This window comes from Ensifer sp. (genome assembly GCF_035999185.1).
Classification (GTDB): Bacteria; Pseudomonadota; Alphaproteobacteria; order Rhizobiales; family Rhizobiaceae; genus Ensifer.
In genome coordinates this window covers 37941-54212 of record NZ_DASYHB010000103.1, presented here as the reverse complement: position 1 = coordinate 54212, position 16272 = coordinate 37941, and the positions used below count along the sequence as shown (strand labels likewise).

Annotated in this window: 18 protein-coding genes; 8 read left to right on the top strand and 10 right to left on the bottom strand. The window is 62.5% G+C overall.

What is annotated here, in order from left to right:
- Positions 1-61 precede the first annotated feature (61 nt).
- Positions 62-352 (top strand): 50S ribosomal protein L28, encoded by a 291-nt coding sequence (rpmB, locus tag VGO04_RS11680; RefSeq protein WP_034806568.1) that lies wholly within the window; start codon positions 62-64, stop codon positions 350-352.
- A gap of 151 nt (positions 353-503) precedes the next feature.
- Positions 504-1148: a VUT family protein gene (locus tag VGO04_RS11675; protein ID WP_327496119.1), complete on the top strand. Its 645-nt coding sequence runs from the start codon at positions 504-506 to the stop codon at positions 1146-1148.
- 191 nt (positions 1149-1339) lie between these two features.
- On the opposite strand, the gene VGO04_RS11670 is transcribed toward VGO04_RS11675, so the two are convergent.
- From VGO04_RS11670 to VGO04_RS11645, 6 genes are all read right to left on the bottom strand, one after another.
- On the bottom strand, positions 1340-1792 hold the full coding sequence (locus VGO04_RS11670) for a GNAT family N-acetyltransferase (RefSeq protein ID WP_327496118.1): 453 nt from the start codon (positions 1790-1792) through the stop codon (positions 1340-1342).
- Between the two features lie 276 nt (positions 1793-2068).
- Positions 2069-3073, bottom strand: coding sequence for an esterase-like activity of phytase family protein (locus VGO04_RS11665; protein ID WP_327496117.1), 1005 nt, complete (start codon positions 3071-3073; stop codon positions 2069-2071).
- A gap of 182 nt (positions 3074-3255) precedes the next feature.
- Positions 3256-5151, bottom strand: coding sequence for a cobaltochelatase subunit CobT (gene cobT / locus VGO04_RS11660; protein WP_327496116.1), 1896 nt, complete (start codon positions 5149-5151; stop codon positions 3256-3258).
- Positions 5148-5588, bottom strand: coding sequence for a GNAT family N-acetyltransferase (locus VGO04_RS11655; protein ID WP_327496115.1), 441 nt, complete (start codon positions 5586-5588; stop codon positions 5148-5150). The genes cobT and VGO04_RS11655 overlap by 4 nt, the downstream gene beginning before the upstream one ends.
- A gap of 3 nt (positions 5589-5591) precedes the next feature.
- A complete protein-coding gene (cobS, locus tag VGO04_RS11650) occupies positions 5592-6587 on the bottom strand; it encodes a cobaltochelatase subunit CobS (protein WP_043623109.1) in 996 nt (331 codons plus the stop codon).
- 74 nt (positions 6588-6661) lie between these two features.
- On the bottom strand, positions 6662-7297 hold the full coding sequence (locus tag VGO04_RS11645) for a J domain-containing protein (RefSeq protein WP_327496121.1): 636 nt from the start codon (positions 7295-7297) through the stop codon (positions 6662-6664).
- 148 nt (positions 7298-7445) lie between these two features.
- On the opposite strand from VGO04_RS11645, the gene VGO04_RS11640 reads away from it, so the two are divergent.
- Positions 7446-7727 (top strand): BolA family transcriptional regulator, encoded by a 282-nt coding sequence (locus VGO04_RS11640; RefSeq protein ID WP_327496114.1) that lies wholly within the window; start codon positions 7446-7448, stop codon positions 7725-7727.
- 16 nt (positions 7728-7743) lie between these two features.
- Here the strand turns inward: VGO04_RS11640 and VGO04_RS11635 are convergent, their stop codons facing one another.
- Genes VGO04_RS11635 through VGO04_RS11625 form a run of 3 tightly spaced genes read right to left on the bottom strand, consistent with a single transcriptional unit; the run spans position 7744 to position 10764 of the window.
- Positions 7744-9051: an HlyC/CorC family transporter gene (locus VGO04_RS11635; RefSeq protein WP_327496113.1), complete on the bottom strand. Its 1308-nt coding sequence runs from the start codon at positions 9049-9051 to the stop codon at positions 7744-7746.
- Positions 9048-10181 (bottom strand): 3-dehydroquinate synthase, encoded by a 1134-nt coding sequence (gene aroB, locus VGO04_RS11630; protein WP_327496112.1) that lies wholly within the window; start codon positions 10179-10181, stop codon positions 9048-9050. The genes VGO04_RS11635 and aroB overlap by 4 nt, the downstream gene beginning before the upstream one ends.
- A complete protein-coding gene (locus VGO04_RS11625) occupies positions 10174-10764 on the bottom strand; it encodes a shikimate kinase (RefSeq protein ID WP_327496111.1) in 591 nt (196 codons plus the stop codon). The genes aroB and VGO04_RS11625 overlap by 8 nt, the downstream gene beginning before the upstream one ends.
- A 238-nt stretch (positions 10765-11002) precedes the next feature.
- Between VGO04_RS11625 and VGO04_RS11620 the strand changes: the two genes are divergently transcribed.
- The 5 genes from VGO04_RS11620 (at position 11003) to VGO04_RS11600 (ending at position 15068) form a co-directional block, all read left to right on the top strand.
- Complete coding sequence (locus tag VGO04_RS11620; RefSeq protein WP_327496110.1) at positions 11003-11152, top strand: hypothetical protein; 150 nt, start codon at positions 11003-11005, stop codon at positions 11150-11152.
- Positions 11149-12105, top strand: coding sequence for a site-specific tyrosine recombinase XerD (gene xerD, locus VGO04_RS11615; protein WP_327496109.1), 957 nt, complete (start codon positions 11149-11151; stop codon positions 12103-12105). The genes VGO04_RS11620 and xerD overlap by 4 nt, the downstream gene beginning before the upstream one ends.
- 64 nt (positions 12106-12169) lie before the next feature.
- Entirely contained in the window at positions 12170-13123 is a 954-nt protein-coding gene (locus tag VGO04_RS11610) for an acetyl-CoA carboxylase carboxyltransferase subunit alpha (RefSeq protein WP_327496108.1), read from the top strand.
- Between the two features lie 257 nt (positions 13124-13380).
- Positions 13381-14832: a murein L,D-transpeptidase family protein gene (locus VGO04_RS11605; protein WP_327496107.1), complete on the top strand. Its 1452-nt coding sequence runs from the start codon at positions 13381-13383 to the stop codon at positions 14830-14832.
- Positions 14832-15068: a sulfurtransferase TusA family protein gene (locus VGO04_RS11600; RefSeq protein WP_327496106.1), complete on the top strand. Its 237-nt coding sequence runs from the start codon at positions 14832-14834 to the stop codon at positions 15066-15068. The genes VGO04_RS11605 and VGO04_RS11600 overlap by 1 nt, the downstream gene beginning before the upstream one ends.
- A 37-nt stretch (positions 15069-15105) precedes the next feature.
- On the opposite strand, the gene VGO04_RS11595 is transcribed toward VGO04_RS11600, so the two are convergent.
- Positions 15106-16266: a GTP-binding protein gene (locus VGO04_RS11595; RefSeq protein ID WP_327496105.1), complete on the bottom strand. Its 1161-nt coding sequence runs from the start codon at positions 16264-16266 to the stop codon at positions 15106-15108.
- Between the last annotated feature and the right edge of the window lie 6 nt (positions 16267-16272).

Sequence of the window (16272 nt, the reverse complement as noted above, 5' to 3'; positions counted from 1 at the left end):
GCGGCCTGGGCTCTGGGCCCGCTACCGCATTGTCCGGCGGCGATAAAGAAATAGGTGTACCATGTCCCGTAGTTGCGAATTGACCGGCAAGGGCGTCCAGTCGGGCAACAATGTAAGCCACGCCAACAACAAGACCAAGCGTCGGTTCCTCCCGAACCTGTGCAACGTCACGCTGATTTCCGATGCTCTCGGCCAGCGCTACCGCCTGCGCGTTTCCGCAGCAGCTCTTCGCTCGGTTGAACACCGTGGCGGCCTCGACGCCTTCCTGCTGAAGTCGGACGAGAACGAGCTGAGCATGCGCGCTCGCCTGCTGCGTCGCCAGATCGTCAAGAAGGTTGCTGAAGCCGCCTAATCGGCGCCAGCGTCCTGTCTTTGACACGCGTTTAAAAGGCTTGCGGGTTAATCCGGCAAGCCTTTTTCTCGTGCGCATGTTTATACTCGTCGGCCGGATGCTTGATCCGGCTCTCATCCCTCTAGCTGGTGGCATCTCCCAGGATAAAAAAATGCTGATCAATCGCACGTTCTTCGTCTATGTCGCGCTCATGACCCTCGTGGTCGTGGCCTCGAACTTCCTCGTCCAGTACCCGCTGCCAGGCTCGATCGCCGGCATGCAGCTCGGCGACCTTCTCACCTGGGGCGCCTTCAGCTATCCCTTCGCGTTCCTGGTCACCGACCTTACCAACCGCCAGTTCGGCCCGCGCATTGCGCGCCGCGTGGTGGTCGTCGGCTTCATCGTCGCCATCCTGCTTTCCTTCATCGCCGCCACGCCTCGCATCGCGATTGCCTCGGGCTCGGCGTTCCTGTTTGGCCAGCTGCTGGATATCTCCGTGTTCAACAGGCTGCGCCGTCAGAGCTGGTGGCATGCACCGCTGGCCGGCTCGCTGATCGGCTCGGCGCTCGACACGGCGATGTTCTTCTCCTTCGCCTTTGCACCGTTCTTCGTGTTCTTCGGTCCGAACGACGGTTTTGCGCTGGAAACCGCACCGCTGCTCGGCGTGCTTTCGGCCGAGGCGCCGCGCTGGATCTCCTGGGCCATCGGCGACCTCAGCGTCAAGATCCTCTGCGGTCTCGTCATGCTGCTTCCCTATGGCGCACTGATGAACGTGATCAAGCCGATGCCGCCGGCAGAAGCGAAGCTGCCGGCCTGAGGCGATCTCCGGGTACACCCCGGTTGACGGACCAGACATGGTGGAAACCTGCGGGGAAGGATGGCGACACCCTTCCCCGCAGCCGGCCGCTAGAGCAATTCCAGCAAAAGCGTGCAACGGTTTCCCGTGCGGAATTGCGTGGTATCAAACAGGCAGATCAATTCACTGTTTCGATGAAACGGTGAAATGATCTAGCGGCCTTTCAGAAGCATCTGGGCGTTCTCGAAGGGCAGGCCCTCGTCGTCGCTCGGACGCCGCGACACTTCCTCAAACCCGAGGTTCTCGTAGAAGGCATAGGCCTGCGCGTTGGCGGTGTAGACCTCCAGCCGGAGCTGACCCTTAAGCGCAAGCGCGTGTGCTACCAAGAGGCGCCCGATGCCGGCGCCCTGATGTCGCGGCGACACGAACAACCCGCCGATGAAATCGTCGAGCAAGCTGACAAACCCGGCCGGCACGCCGTTGCGTGTCGCGACCCATGTCTCTGCCTGTGGCAGATAGACGGTTTCGATCAACACACGCTGCTCTCTGAGGCGATCTTCGCCAACGAACGCGTGCGCCGTTATCGAAGCTTCGAACCAGATTTGAGACAGTTCTTCCATATCCGCCGCCTGATAGGCGCGAATGATCACATCCATGTTTTTCATGATTTTCCGTTCAGATAGATATGCGTCAAGAGACAGCGCCGGTCGGGCGCCGTGAACAACCGCAATTGCGGACAGATTTTCAGCCTCTGCGCATAGGTCTCCTTGAACGAACGACCGGCCAATAGGCCCACGCGGGAAAGGTGTCAAGCACAGCGCGGTGCCAGCCGTACCGCATTCCGGGCGCGGCGGCCGGAGAGGCGCAAACCTTGACGTTTTCTCGTTTGAAACTTCGCAATCCCGGACGGAAAACCGCTGCGCACTTTTCTCGCGGCAGCTTTACTGCGTCAGAGCCGTCGTGAGCCGGAACTCGAGCATCAGGTTGCGCTCGAGGATCGAGTGATTGTCGTCCGAGACGACGATGACGCGGACTTCGCCGTCGGGCCGCACGACGACGTCGAGGCCCTCCATGTTGTCGATCTGGTGGCGCATGTCGGCTTCGAAGATCACCTCTCCATCGACCACAGCACCCGGCTTGATCGCATCCCCGGGGATACGGCGGATCTGCATGCCAAGGCCCGAGCCGAACGAGAAGCGCCGCTCCAGGAGCAACAGGTCGCCGTTCGGCAGGAACGCACCATCGGTCGCCGCATAGGGGTCCTTGCGCACGACGGAGAACGCCCCGCGCTTGGGCCCGTCGAGGATACCGGCCAGCAGATTGTCCGCCTTGTCGACGCTGCGCTCGGCAATGGCAATCATCGCGCCGGCGAGCGGGCTGTCCTTCGGCGAGACGGCAATCGTCTCGATACCGGCATTGCTGCGCAGCTCGCCGATCGGGAACGGCAGAGACAGGCTGCCGATCGGCGTCGATGCGGCAAAACCCGGATCCGGATAGATGTCGATGCGATGCGCCTGCTCGTAGCTGACGACCGCCTGCCCTTCTCGCAAGGCAAGCCCTTCCGAATCCACCTTCCATTTCGCCAGCCCGACGTCGCCGTTGCGGTCGGCCATCGGCGTGGCGGTGAGATCAGTAAGGCCCGAAAGCCGCCCCTCCGCGTCGCGGATCACGGCACCTTCGAGCCAATGGCCCGTATCCATCACGGCAACGAAAGAGCTGCCATCAGGACGAAAACGGATCGCCGAGACAGCGCCGAACAGCGGATTCGGCGACGTCACCTCGAGCCCGCCGACGAACTCCAAAGCGCCGAAGCGGGTGGTGCTCATTCCGACTTCGAAGTTGCTGATCTGGCGGCTGCGGATCGGCAGTGTCTCACTGTCGGAAGCGGACCATGCCGAGCTGGCGGAAGCCAGAAGGAAAAGGGCGAGGAGTCCGCGACGGAGCATCGAGAAGCATACCTTTAGGGAGCATTGGATAAGAGATGGTGTGCGGCAGCAAATAGCAGCACCACCCACAGCAGCTTGGTAGACTGTAAAACTATGTCCGTAAATTGACCTTGGGTCACGAACCGCCTTGCAGCCTCGGATGGAGATCGGAGGCGGCATGATTCCGCCCTCCGACACGCGCGTCAGCCTGCGCGGCGCAGCCGTGAGGAGCCGCGGCGCTGGCTTTCATCCTCGAAGAGCGCGGCCAGCTGCTCGGTCATGGCGCCGGCGAGTTCGTCCGCGTCGACAATAGTCACAGCGCGGCGATAGTAGCGCGTCACGTCGTGACCGATACCGATGGCCAGGAGTTCCACCGGCGAGCGCGTTTCTATCTGCTCGATCACCGCGCGCAGGTGGCGCTCCAGATAATTGCCGGGATTGACCGACAAGGTCGAGTCATCGACCGGCGCGCCGTCGGAGATCATCATCAGGATGCGGCGTTGCTCGCGCCGCGCCATCAGCCGCTCATGCGCCCAGATCAGCGCCTCGCCGTCTATGTTTTCCTTGAGCAGGCCCTCGCGCATCATCAGGCCGAGATTGCGGCGCGCTCGGCGCCACGGCGCATCGGCAGACTTGTAGACAATGTGGCGAAGGTCGTTGAGCCGGCCCGGCGCCTGCGGCTTGCCGCCGGCCAGCCACTTTTCACGCGACTGCCCACCCTTCCACGCCTTGGTGGTGAAACCGAGGATCTCGACCTTGACGCCGCAGCGTTCCAGCGTGCGCGCCAGGATGTCGGCGCAGGTGGCAGCCACGGTGATCGGACGGCCGCGCATCGAGCCAGAATTGTCGATCAAGAGCGTCACGACCGTATCGCGGAAATTGGTGTCCTTCTCGCGCTTGAAGGAGAGCGGCTGCATCGGATCGATGATGATGCGCTGAAGCCGCGCCGAGTCGAGATACCCCTCTTCCAGGTCGAACTCCCAGGAGCGGTTCTGCTGTGCCATCAACCGGCGCTGAAGACGGTTGGCCAAGCGCCCGACCGCGCCCTGCAGGTGGGCGAGCTGCTTGTCGAGGAAGGCGCGCAGCCGGTCGAGTTCGGCCTCGTCGCAAAGCTCTTCCGAAGCGATCGTCTCGTCGAACTCGCGGGTGAAGACCGTGTAGTCGACCTTCTCGTTGAAGTCGGCAAAGGGCTGGTTCGGGCGCTTGACTTCGCCGGGCGTCTCGCTGTCTTCGTCACCCTCGTCCTGCAGGTCGTCGTCGGAGATCTCCGCGCCGTCCATCTCGCCTTCTTCCATCTGCTCTTCGGCAGCCTGGTTCTCATCGGCGGGCGCGGCATCGTCGCCGGCTTCCTCGTCGCTGGCGTTCTCGTCCTGCTCCTGGCTGCGCGGCTGGTCCTCGTCGGTCTCGCTTTCCTGCTCGTCCGGCTCGTTGTCGTCGTCGCCGTATTTCTCGGCAACCTCCATCGAGGTCAGCATATCGCGCACGACGCGGGCAAAGGCCTGCTGGTCGTTGATCGCAGACGACAGGTTCTTGATGTCGCCGGACGCCTTGCCCTCGATGAACTCGCGCCAGAGGTCGAGCACCTTGCCGGCAGATGCAGGCGGCTTCTCGCCGGTCAGCTTCTCACGCACGAGAAGCGCCACGGCTTCGCCGAGCGGGGCGTCTGCCTGGCGCTCAATCGTGCCGAAGTTCGCCTTGGCGTATTTTTCCTCGAGCATGACGTTGAGGTTCTTGGCAACGCCGGCCATGCGCAGCGAACCGATCGCCTCGACGCGCGCCTGCTCCACCGCGTCGAAGATCGCGCGGGCGTCGGCCCCTTGCGGCGACATGGTCGCGTGGATGCGGGCGTCGTGACAGGCCTTGCGCAGCGCCATGCTGTCGCCGAGACCACGGGTGACGGAAAGCTCCTGCAGCGTCGGGCGCTTGGAAAGCTCCGGCAGGCGAATGCGCTCGCCGGTCATGCCCGGCCGCTCGTTGGCAAAGGCCACTTCCACTTCGGCATCGCCCGCGATCGATCGGATGCAGCCGGAAAGCGCCCGCTTGAACGGCTCCGCAGCATTCTCGCGCGTTGTCGGCTTTGCCTTCGAGTTCGAGCTCACGACAGTTCCTTCTTCAGCCAGATGCGGTGAAATCCCGGCGGGAAATCATCGAGTTTGCCATAAACGTCATAACCCAGCTTCTGATAGAAGCCGTCGCCCTGGAAGCTGAACGTGTCGACATAGATGTAGCGGGCGCCGCGACTTGCGGCGATCGCCTCGACACGCGCAACGAGCTCTCGCCCGCTGCCCGATCCTCTCAGCACTTCGTCCACCCAGAGCAGTTCGATGAAGCACCAGTTCCACGCGGTGTAGGCGACGATGCCGCCTACGATTTCGTCGCTGTCGTCACGCACCGAAACGGCGAAGCGCTTGTACTTGGCGCTTCCCGCCTTTTCGAGGTTGAAGGCCTTGAGGCCTCTGAAGACCGCATTGGCGGTCTTCGTGACGCTCTTCTCCTCAACGAAGCGAAGCGCCGGTGCGCCCTTCGCCTCCGCCATGGCTCAGGCGGTGGCTTCCAGCACGATGTTGGCAGCGCTTTCCTTCAGCTCGATGCCGAACGCGCGCTGATAATGCTCGGCGACCAGCGCCCGCTCCAGCTCATCGCACTTGTTGAGGAAGGTCACGCGGAAGGCAAAGGCGATGTCGCCGAAGATGTGCGCGTTCTCGGCCCAGGTGATCACCGTACGCGGGCTCATGACGGTCGAAAGATCGCCGTTGATGAAGGCTGCACGGGTGAGATCGGCGACGCGCACCATCTTGGAAACGGTCTCGCGGCCCTTGTCGGCGGTGAAGCCCTTGACCTTGGCGGCGACGATGTCGACTTCCTTGTCGTGCGGCAGGTAGTTCAGCGTGGTGACGATCGACCAGCGGTCCATCTGCGCCTGGTTGATCTGCTGCGTGCCGTGATAGAGGCCGGTGGTGTCGCCGAGGCCAACGGTGTTGGCGGTCGCAAACAGGCGGAAGGCCGGGTGCGGACGGATGACGCGGCTCTGGTCGAGCAGCGTCAGTCGGCCGGAGGATTCGAGAACACGCTGGATGACGAACATCACGTCCGGGCGGCCGGCATCATACTCGTCGAAGACGAGCGCGACATTGTGCTGGTAGGCCCAGGGCAGGATGCCGTCCTTGAACTCGGTGACCTGCATGCCGTCCTTGACGACAATCGCGTCCTTGCCGACGAGGTCGATACGGCTGACATGGCTGTCGAGGTTGACGCGCACGCACGGCCAGTTGAGACGGGCGGCGACCTGCTCGATATGGGTCGACTTGCCGGTGCCGTGATAGCCAGACACCATCACGCGTCGGTTGTGGGCGAAGCCTGCGAGAATGGCGAGCGTGGTTTCGCGGTCAAAGAGATAGTCCGGATCGAGGTCCGGTACGTAGGCGTCGCCCTTCGAGTAGGCAGGAACGCGCAAATCCGTATCAATACCGAAAACCTCCCGGACAGAGATCGTCGTGTCGGGGAGGTTGGAAATGTCGAGGTCAATCTTGCTCATCATGTCTCCAGAGCGGCCACCGGACGGCACCCGCGCATTCGCCTGCAAAAGTGCTTCTGTATTAATCCGCGTTGTTAGCAGAAGCCAGCCTGTTTTAACAATTGGTAGGCTTGAATAACCGCGCGAAAACGCTCTTCCGATCCTCTATCTCCGCCATTGGCATCGGGGTGATGCTTCTTGACGAGATCCTTGTAGGCCGCCTTGATGTCGGCAGTCGTCGCCGAAGCACTCAGACCGAGCGTTTCGAAGGCCTTTGCCTCAAGTGTCTTCAACTTGCGCTGGCGCGGCTCCGGACGGCCGGAACGGGCGCGCGCCTCGCTGACGAAGCCGAAAGGATCGCGCATACGGGCCTGCGCGCCTGCAGAGCCGGAGCGCGTCTGCGACTGGGTCGGGCCGTTCTTGGCATTTTTATTGACGCCAACGGTCCAGGTCGGCCGATGGCCGGTAATCGCTTCCTTCTGGTAGCGCGCGACCTCGCTGTCGGAGAGGCCCGAGAAGAAATTGTAGCCCTTGTTGTACTCCTTCACGTGCTCGAAGCAGAACATGAAGTACTGACCTTCGGCATTGCGACCGACGGGGGCCCGATGCACGCCCTTCTGGTCGCAGCCGTCCCACTGGCAGACGGGTGCCGCCGGCTCAGCCTGCGGCTCAACCTTGCGCCGGGTTCGAATGCGATCGAAGTATTTTGAATCGAGTCTCATGGCGCTCATTATGGGGGTTGGCCGAAGCCACAACAAGAATTGACAAAGCGGAATGTTGCTGGCTTTGTGCGGGCATTTTGCGCCGCCGAGCCCGCAACCGTCGGGTATTGCAGAACTGCAAGGGGGCGACAGGCAAACAGCAAATTGGGACGGAAGAATGTCGCTCACGGACACGATCGAAAAGAAGCTGATTGAGGCCTTCCACCCTGAAAGGCTCGCGGTGATCAACGAGAGCCACATGCATGCCGGCCACCAGCCGGGATTTGATGGCGGCGGTGAATCCCACATGCGGGTGCGCATCGTGTCGAGCGCTTTCACCGGCATGAGCCGTGTCGCCCGTCACCGCGCCATCAACGACCTCCTCAAACCCGAACTCGATGCCGGCCTGCATGCGCTCGCAGTCGAGGTCGCCGCCCCCGGCGAGCCGACCCGCTGGTAGGCAATCATCACTTCGGTCAGGTTGGCGGCGCGCCCTCTTCCGCCGGGCGAATGCGCAGCTTGGTGATCCGGTTCTTCACCCGCTTCATTACGATGAAGCGCTTGCCATGGAAGGTGAAGGCCTGGCGTTCCTCGGGAATGCTCTTGGATTCGTGGATCACGAGACCTGCAACCGTCGTCGCCTCCTCGTCCGGCAGCGACCAGTCGAGCGCGCGATTGAGGTCGCGGATCGGCACCGAACCGTCGACGACGATCGAACCGTCCGCCTCCTGGCGCACGCCCTGGATATCGAGGTCGTGTTCGTCAGCAATGTCACCGACGATCTCTTCCAGAATGTCTTCCAGCGTCACCAGGCCCTGAACCTGGCCATATTCGTCGACGACGATCGCCATATGCAGCTTGCGGCGCAGGAAGGCGTTCAGCTGGTCCTTGAGGTTGGTGGTATCGGGCACGAACCAGGGTTTTTGCGCGATCTTGACGATATCGAGGTTTTCCGGCTCGACATTCGGCTCGGCAAGCGCCCGAAGCAGGTCCTTCGAATGGACGACGCCAATGATGTTGTCGGTCGAGCCGCGCCAGACCGGCAGCCGGGTGAACGGGCTTTCGAGAATATCGCGAACGCAGCTTTCCGGCGGTTCGTCGGCATTGATCGCCCGCATGTTGGTGCGGTGGATCATGATGTCGGAGACTTCGAGCTCGCCGAGATCGAGCACGCCGCCCAGCCGGTCGCGGTCGGCCTTGATCACCGAACCCTCGCGGTGGAGGAAATCCACTGCGCCGCGCAGTTCTTCATGCGCCGAGAGCATCGACATGTCGGCGGCCAGATTGACCCCGAAGAGATTGAGCAGGCGCCGGACGATCCCGTTGACGAGGCTGGAGACCGGCCCAACGATCGCGACGAAGGGGCGGACAAGTGGCGCAACGGCAATGGCGAACCGGTCCGGCGACGCAATCGCCCAGCTCTTCGGCAGCACCTCCGAGAAAATCACCAGCAGCACGGTCATGGCAAGCGTTGCGATGGCGACACCGCTGTCGCCGAAGAGACCGATCAGCAGGCTCGTCGTCAGCGACGAGGCGAGAATGTTGACGAGATTGTTGCCGATCAAGAGCGTGCCGATCAATCGGTCACGGCGCTCGATCAGCCGGTTGACGATGCCGGCGCGCTCCTCGCCGTTGTTTTCCAGTGTGTGCATGCGGGAGCGCGAAGCTGCCGTCAGCGCGGTCTCGGAACCGGAGAAGAATGCCGACAGCAGGAGCAGGCAGAAGACCGAGAGGATCGACAGCCAGTATTCCGCCAGGAAGGCAATGAAGGCTTCGCCGGTCATTGCGGGTGCTTTTCCCTCAGGAAGCTCAGGACTTCGGACGCCGGAACGTCGTCGGCAACAAAGGATTGGCCGATGCCGCGCGTCAGGATGAAGGTAAGCTTGCCGCCCTTGACCTTCTTGTCCTGGGCGATCGCATCCATCAGCCGTTCGGCCGGCGGCAGCGTTCCCGGGATTTCCGACATGCGCGTCGGCAGGCCGACAGCCTTCAGATGCGTCTCGACGCGGGCAGCGTCGTCAGCGCTTGCAAGGTTCATGCGCGTCGAGAACTGATGCGCCAGCACCATCCCGATCGAAACGCCCTCGCCATGCACCAACCGGGCGCTGTCGTACTCGGTCGCCGCTTCCAGCGCATGGCCGAAAGTGTGGCCAAGATTGAGCAGCGCGCGCAAACCGTTCTCGCGTTCGTCGGCTGCCACGACATCGGCCTTGGCCTGGCAGCTGACGGCAATCGCCTCGATGCGAGCCGCACCGCCGGCAAAGACCGCCTGCCAGTTCTTTTCAAGCCATGCGAAGAAGTCCGGCTTGTCGATCAGCCCGTATTTCGCGACTTCGGCATAGCCGGCGCGGAACTCGCGCTCACTCAGCGTGTCGAGCACGTCGGTATCGGCCAGCACCAGATCGGGCTGGTGGAAGACGCCAATCAGGTTCTTGCCGTGCGGCGAATTGATGCCGGTCTTGCCACCGACGGAAGAATCGACCTGGGCCAGCAGCGAGGTCGGGATCTGGATGAAACGCGAGCCACGGCGCACAACGCCGGCAGCAAAGCCCGTGAGGTCGCCGATGACACCCCCGCCAAGCGCGATGACCGCGTCGTTGCGCTCGATCCGGGCGCCGAGCACGGTTTCGCAAACCGGGATCAGGTGTTCGAAGCTCTTGGTCTTTTCACCGGCCGGCAGCACGAGGGACACGGCATCGATATCGCGTTCCTTCAAGCTCGCCATCAGCGGTTCGAGGTAGCGCGGCGCCACGTTCTCGTCGGTGATGACAGCCATTTTCCGCCCCTTGAGGCGGGCTGCGATTTCCTGGCCGGCAGCGGCGATCAGCCCCGGACCAATCAGGATATCGTAGGAACGGTCGCCGAGGTCGACGCGGACCTTGCGTTCGGCGGCGGGCATCGCGTGGCTATTCATGGTGCTTCTTGTCCTGGTGTTCGATGACGGCGGCCAGAACTTCTTCGACCATCGTCTCTTTCCTTACATCGCGCGACAACACCGTCAGATCGGCTTCGGCATAGACCGGGTAGCGCGCATTCATCAGGTTTTCGAGCGTCTGCCTGGGGTTTTCCGTCTTGAGCAACGGCCGCGTGTCGCGCTTGTTGACGCGCTCCCAAAGCACGTCGAGCTCGGCATTGAGCCAGATCGTCAGGCCGCCCTTCTTGATCTGGCGGCGCGAGCGCTCGTTGATATAGGCCCCGCCGCCGGTCGAGACCACGCGCGGCCCGCTTCTGAGCAGGCGCTTCAGCACCCGCGTCTCGAGCGCCCGGAACTCTTCTTCGCCGTAGCGGGCAAAGAGGTCGCTGATCGTCATGCGCGAGACACGCTCGATCTCATGATCGGAATCGACGAAGGGAATGCCAAGTGCCTGGGCCGTCAATCGCCCGATCGCCGACTTGCCGGCGCCCATCAGCCCGATGAACACGAGATTGCGTTTACCGAGTACAAGCTTCGCCCGCTCGGCAAGCGTTGCGGAAACCGGTTCGATCACGTCGTTCATTGGACTTCTTATTCCCCATTCCCTTCCGGTATCGACAAATCGGGGATGAGCGTCAAGTCGTCGCGCACGTTGCCTCACGGTTCTTGAACTCGGCCGAAGTGGCGTTCATATAGGTCTGGCACCCGCCACGGCGCGGCGCCTTCGCATCGACTGCGTACGCGGCCCTGGCAGTTCGAACACCTGCATGGGTATCCCGACGTCCGCTTGCGATCACAGGGTACATGCACAGGAGACTGAAATGCCGACGCTCTTCCGGTTCCTGTTCTTTTGTCTCGTCATCACCGGGCTAGTGTACGGCACGATGGTCTCTCTCGTCACCTTCGTCGAACCGGTGGAACGCGACGTGACCGTGAAGATCCCGTCGGAGCGGGTGAACAAGGCACAATGAGCGATCTTTCCGCCGCCCATGTCGAGGCCTTCCTCGAAATGATGAGCGCCGAGCGGGGTGCGGCCGTCAACACGCTGCAATCCTACGAGCGCGACCTGGAGGATGCCGCCTCGCATCTGCGAACGCGCGGAACTGTGCTGACGGGAGCTACGCCCGACGACCTTCGCGCCTACCTCGCCCACCTCGCCGGCCAAGGCTTTAAGGCCTCGTCGCAGGCGCGGCGGCTGTCGGCGCTCCGGCAATTCTACAAGTTTCTCTACGCCGAAGGGCTCCGCACCGACGACCCGACCGGCATTCTCGATGCCCCGAAGAAGGGGCGCAGCCTGCCGAAGACGCTCAGCGTCGACGACGTTTCGCGATTGATCGGGCAGGCGGAGACCGAAGCGTCCATCTCCGGCCCGGATCGGCTCGCGAAACTGCGCATGCATGCGCTGATCGAACTGCTCTATGCGACCGGCATGCGCGTCAGCGAACTGGTGTCCCTGCCCGCAACCGTGCTGGCGCAGAACGGCCGCTTCCTCGTGATCCGCGGCAAGGGCAACAAGGACCGGCTCGTCCCGCTTTCGCAGGCCGCCATCCGGGCGATGCGGACTTACGGCGAGGCGCTTGCCGAGGAGATGGCCAAGGAGGAAGCGGGCAATCGCGAGAGCCCGTGGCTCTTTCCGTCCTCCGGCAAACAGGGCTTCCTGCCGCGGCAGGTCTTTGCCCGGGATCTGAAGTCACTCGCCGCGCGTGCCGGGATCCGGGTCGCGACAATCTCCCCGCACGTGCTCCGACATGCCTTCGCCAGCCACCTTCTTGCCAACGGCGCCGACCTTCGCGCCGTGCAGGAACTGCTCGGCCACTCGGACATTTCAACGACACAAATCTATACGCATGTGCTGGAAGAACGGCTGCACAACCTTGTGCAAAACCATCACCCTCTTGCCAAACAGGCGAAAAAACAGGATTAGGACCGCGGGGCACGCTGGTTTTGGCCCGCAGGCCCCTGTCGCAAAATGATCGGAAACGCATCTCATGCACAACTATCTCGATTTCGAAAAGCCCATCTCAGACCTCGAAGGCAAGATTCTTGAACTCAAGAAGCTCGCCGGCGAAGACGAGAGCGTGAACACTTCGGATGAGATCGAACGCCTGGAGACGCGCGTCCGCGACGCGATGGCCGAGATCTATTCCAAGCTGACGCCCTGGCAGAAGACCCAGGTCGCCCGTCACCCCTCGCGCCCGCACTTCCTGGATTATGCCGCCGAGCTCTTTACCGAGTTCACGCCGCTTGCGGGCGACCGCAACTTCGCCAACGACGACGCCATCCAGGCCGGCCTTGCGCGTTTCCGCGGCATGCCGGTGGCCGTTCTCGGCCAGGAAAAGGGCAACGACACGAAGTCGCGCATCAAGCACAATTTCGGCAGCCCTCGTCCTGAAGGTTACCGCAAGGCGATCCGCGTCATGGAAATGGCCGATCGCTTCGGCCTGCCGCTGATCACGCTCGTCGATACCGCAGGCGCTTATCCGGGTGTTAACGCCGAAGAGCGCGGCCAGGCGGAGGCGATTGCCCGCTCGACCGAGATGTGCCTCAACGTCCGCGTGCCGATCGTCACGGTCGTCATCGGCGAAGGCGGCTCGGGCGGCGCGATCGCGATCGCCACCGGCAACCGCGTCTACATGCTGGAACATGCGATCTACAGCGTGATTTCGCCGGAAGGTGCCGCCTCGATCCTCTGGCGCGATTCCACCCGCGCCAAGGAAGCGGCCAGCAACATGAAGATCACCTCTGAAGACCTGAAGGCGCTCGGCGTCATCGACGGCATCATTCAGGAACCGGTCGGCGGCGCTCACCGTGATCCGAATGCTGTCATCGGTCGCACCGGCACGGTCATCGCCGACGCGCTGAAGGAGCTTTCCGGGCGCAGCGGCGACCAATTGCGCACGGATCGCCGACAGAAATACCTGAATATCGGCCGCAATCTCTAAGTTCGCGCTGGGAAGCGGGCCGACGCCCGCTGCTCTTTCAGCCGGAGGCCTGCGATTGCGGCAGCGACTTTCGCAACCGCAAAGCGGACTATGGCCAAATCTTGGCCATATTCATGAGGTCATGAACAGCGCATCGGCAGGCGTCCCCTGCAGGGTTAAGAATTCGTGAAGTATAATCGCTTAGTGATTCTCTAAAGGGCCCTCCCCCACGGACGCGGCTCTGCTAGTCGAGTTTGGGTTTGAACGGGCCTCTGCTGATGCGTTTCAGAAACCTTGTAGCCTCCGCCGCCATCGTCACCGCGCTTGCCGGCTGCACCAACGAAGCGCTCGACGCCACGACGTCGGTCGATATCAAGTCCGTCAAGAACAAGACCGAGTATCAGGTCTCTGCTCCGATGGTCAAAAAGATGAGCGAGCTCGGGATGCAGAAGCAGGCCCCGATCGCGCTGCGTATCTTCAAGGAAGAGGGCACGCTCGAGGTCTGGAAGGCCAATACGGCCAACCGCTTCCAGCTTTTGAAGACCTACAAGATCTGCGCCTGGTCGGGCAAGCTCGGCCCCAAGGTGAAGGAAGGCGACCGTCAGGCCCCGGAAGGCTTCTACCCGCTCTTCCCGCGCCAGATGAACCCCAATTCCAATTACTATCTGGCCATCAACACCGGCTACCCAAACGCATATGACAAGGCGAACGGCCGCCAGGGCACGCACTTGATGATCCATGGCGCCTGCTCGTCGTCGGGCTGCTACTCGATGACCGACGAGCAGATGATCGAGATCTTCGCGCTCGCCCGCGACAGCTTCAAGGGCGGCCAGGAGAGCGTGCAGCTCCAGGCCTTCCCCTTCCGCATGACGGCGGAAAACATGGCGCGTCACCGCGACAACCCGAACATCGACTTTTGGAAGATGCTGAAGGTCGGCTACGACCAGTTCGAAGTCACCAAGCGTCCGCCTGAGGTCAATGTCTGCGAGAAGAAGTACGTCTTCAACCAGCAGGCCTCCGGGCCGTTCAACCCGGGCGGCCAGTGCCCGGCCATGTCGACGCCGCCGGCACTGCAGGTGGCGATGGCAAGCTTCGAAAAGAGCTATCAGACCGACTACGACAAGGCCATGAAGAAGTATGACGGCATGGTCTGGTACGAGCCGAGCGAAGCCGAGCGCAAGGCGATCGTCGCCAAGCAGCGCGTTGGCCGCGAACTCGCCTATGCGCCGACCGGCAACTCCCTTGACGCCGGCAAGATGATGAAGGCGAGCGATCTCGAAAAGAAGATCGCCGATCAGAAGGAAGCGGAAGAGACCAAACTGGCCGTCGAGATCCAGAAGAAGGAACTCGAAAAGGCGACCCAAGGCGGCAAGCACGTTCCGGTTCCGGCCGCCAACCCGATCCCGCAGCCGGTGATGCAGGCCGCCGTCGAAGAGCCCAAGAAGTCCTTCTGGAGCCTGTTTTCGAAAAGCGAACCTGAACTGCAGATGCCCGCTCCAGTTGTCATAACGCCGGACCAAGAAGCAAGTGGGCAGCAGGCCGTCGTAGCGCCGCAGGCTCAAGAGCCGGCAAAGGCGATGAAGCAGACGCGGGCTGCAGCGTCTGCGGCTGCAGGACAGCAGACGGCCGCCGTTGCGACGGCACCTGCACCTGACGCTGTGGCGGAAACACCCGTCCTCACCGAAGAGCCGCCGAAGAAGCGCCCCTTCTGGAAAATCTGGGGCAATTGATGCCGGACGAACACAAGATCGTCTACGACCTGAGGGGGCTTAAATGCCCCCTTCCGGTTTTGAAGACACGCAAGCGCATGGCGTCTCTTGCGCCAGGCGCGCTGCTCGAGATCGAGACGACCGATCCGCTGGCCGTGATCGACATCCCACACTTCTGCAACGAAGACGGCCACACGCTCGAAGCGTCCGCGGCCGCTGACGGCGGCCACCGGTTCTTGATCCGCAAGGGTGCCTGAGACGCCGCGGTATCTCAACGCGCGCTTTAAATTGTGATTAGAACCGCATGCCGGGGACGGCGAGCGGGTTATCGGACAGTGCCTGGGCGTCCGGCCGGTCGATGCGCGGCTTGCCGGTGAATGCATCGAAGAGGTCGCGGACAAACTCCTCCGTCAGCCCTTTGGTGATCAGCACCATGCGGGTGCGCCGGTCGTTGGGATCCGGCCAGGCAGCCAGTCTTTCCGGCGTGTGGAAGACATTCTGTACGCCGTGCAGCACCAGCGGTCGCTCCGGCCTGTCAGCAACCGCGACGATCGCCTTCATCCTGAGCAGCTTCTCGCCATGCGCCGAGCGCAGGAGGTCGATGAACATGTCGAGCGCCATCGGCTCGATCGGCCGGTCGTGCACGATGCTGAACGAGCGAATGTCGCCGCCATGCCGCGTCACGTCGTGATGATGGTGGTGGTGGTGCTCGTGCCCATGATGATGAACATGATCATGGTCGTGGTCGCCATGATCATGTTCATGGTGGTGGTCGTGATGCGCTTCGTCCTGCAGCCAGCGGCCGACGTCGGCGATCTTCGAGGACGGGTCATAAAGACCGCAATCAAACATCGTGGCGCGTCCCGCCTCGGCGCTGTCGCCGTCGATCAGCGGCGCACGCGGATTGAGCGCGCGGATCCGGGCCGTCAACGCATCGCGCTGCGAAGCGTCTGCAAGTGCCGTTTTGCTGATGACGATGCGGTCTGCGACGGCGACCTGCTTCAAGGCCTCTTCGTGATTGGCGATCGTCTGCAGGCCGTTGACCGCGTCCACGACGGTGACCACGCCATCCAGGCGAAAATTCTGTGCGATCACAGGATTGCCGATCACCGACTGCAGCACCGGCGCCGGATCGGCAAGCCCTGTCGTCTCGATGACGACGCGCTTCAGCGGCTTGATCTTGCCGGTCTGCATCCGGTCCATGAGATCGGCAAGCGTATCGACCAGCTCGCCGCGCACGGTGCAGCAAAGGCAACCGTCGGAAAGCTCGATCACGCCGTCGCTGGAGGCTTCCACCAGCAGATGGTCGATCGAGACATCACCGAACTCGTTGATGATGACGGCCGTGTCCGAGAGATCGGGGTCCTTCAGCAGCCGGTTGAGCAATGTCGTCTTGCCCGCACCGAGAAAGCCGGTGAGGATCGAGACCGGCACCGCCGGCAAGGGGCTAACCATCATGAA

Coding starts and splice junctions, on each gene's coding strand:
- VGO04_RS11675 (WP_327496119.1), top strand. CDS start 504: ATGCTGATCAATCGCACGTTCTTCGTCTATGTCGCGCTCATGACCCTC.
- rpmB (WP_034806568.1), top strand. CDS start 62: ATGTCCCGTAGTTGCGAATTGACCGGCAAGGGCGTCCAGTCGGGCAAC.
- aroB (WP_327496112.1), bottom strand. CDS start 10,181: ATGAATAGCCACGCGATGCCCGCCGCCGAACGCAAGGTCCGCGTCGAC.
- VGO04_RS11640 (WP_327496114.1), top strand. CDS start 7,446: ATGTCGCTCACGGACACGATCGAAAAGAAGCTGATTGAGGCCTTCCAC.
- VGO04_RS11665 (WP_327496117.1), bottom strand. CDS start 3,073: ATGCTCCGTCGCGGACTCCTCGCCCTTTTCCTTCTGGCTTCCGCCAGC.
- VGO04_RS11605 (WP_327496107.1), top strand. CDS start 13,381: ATGCGTTTCAGAAACCTTGTAGCCTCCGCCGCCATCGTCACCGCGCTT.
- VGO04_RS11610 (WP_327496108.1), top strand. CDS start 12,170: ATGCACAACTATCTCGATTTCGAAAAGCCCATCTCAGACCTCGAAGGC.
- VGO04_RS11670 (WP_327496118.1), bottom strand. CDS start 1,792: ATGAAAAACATGGATGTGATCATTCGCGCCTATCAGGCGGCGGATATG.
- VGO04_RS11620 (WP_327496110.1), top strand. CDS start 11,003: ATGCCGACGCTCTTCCGGTTCCTGTTCTTTTGTCTCGTCATCACCGGG.
- VGO04_RS11635 (WP_327496113.1), bottom strand. CDS start 9,051: ATGACCGGCGAAGCCTTCATTGCCTTCCTGGCGGAATACTGGCTGTCG.
- VGO04_RS11595 (WP_327496105.1), bottom strand. CDS start 16,266: ATGGTTAGCCCCTTGCCGGCGGTGCCGGTCTCGATCCTCACCGGCTTT.
- VGO04_RS11625 (WP_327496111.1), bottom strand. CDS start 10,764: ATGAACGACGTGATCGAACCGGTTTCCGCAACGCTTGCCGAGCGGGCG.
- VGO04_RS11600 (WP_327496106.1), top strand. CDS start 14,832: ATGCCGGACGAACACAAGATCGTCTACGACCTGAGGGGGCTTAAATGC.
- cobS (WP_043623109.1), bottom strand. CDS start 6,587: ATGAGCAAGATTGACCTCGACATTTCCAACCTCCCCGACACGACGATC.
- xerD (WP_327496109.1), top strand. CDS start 11,149: ATGAGCGATCTTTCCGCCGCCCATGTCGAGGCCTTCCTCGAAATGATG.
- VGO04_RS11655 (WP_327496115.1), bottom strand. CDS start 5,588: ATGGCGGAGGCGAAGGGCGCACCGGCGCTTCGCTTCGTTGAGGAGAAG.
- VGO04_RS11645 (WP_327496121.1), bottom strand. CDS start 7,297: ATGAGCGCCATGAGACTCGATTCAAAATACTTCGATCGCATTCGAACC.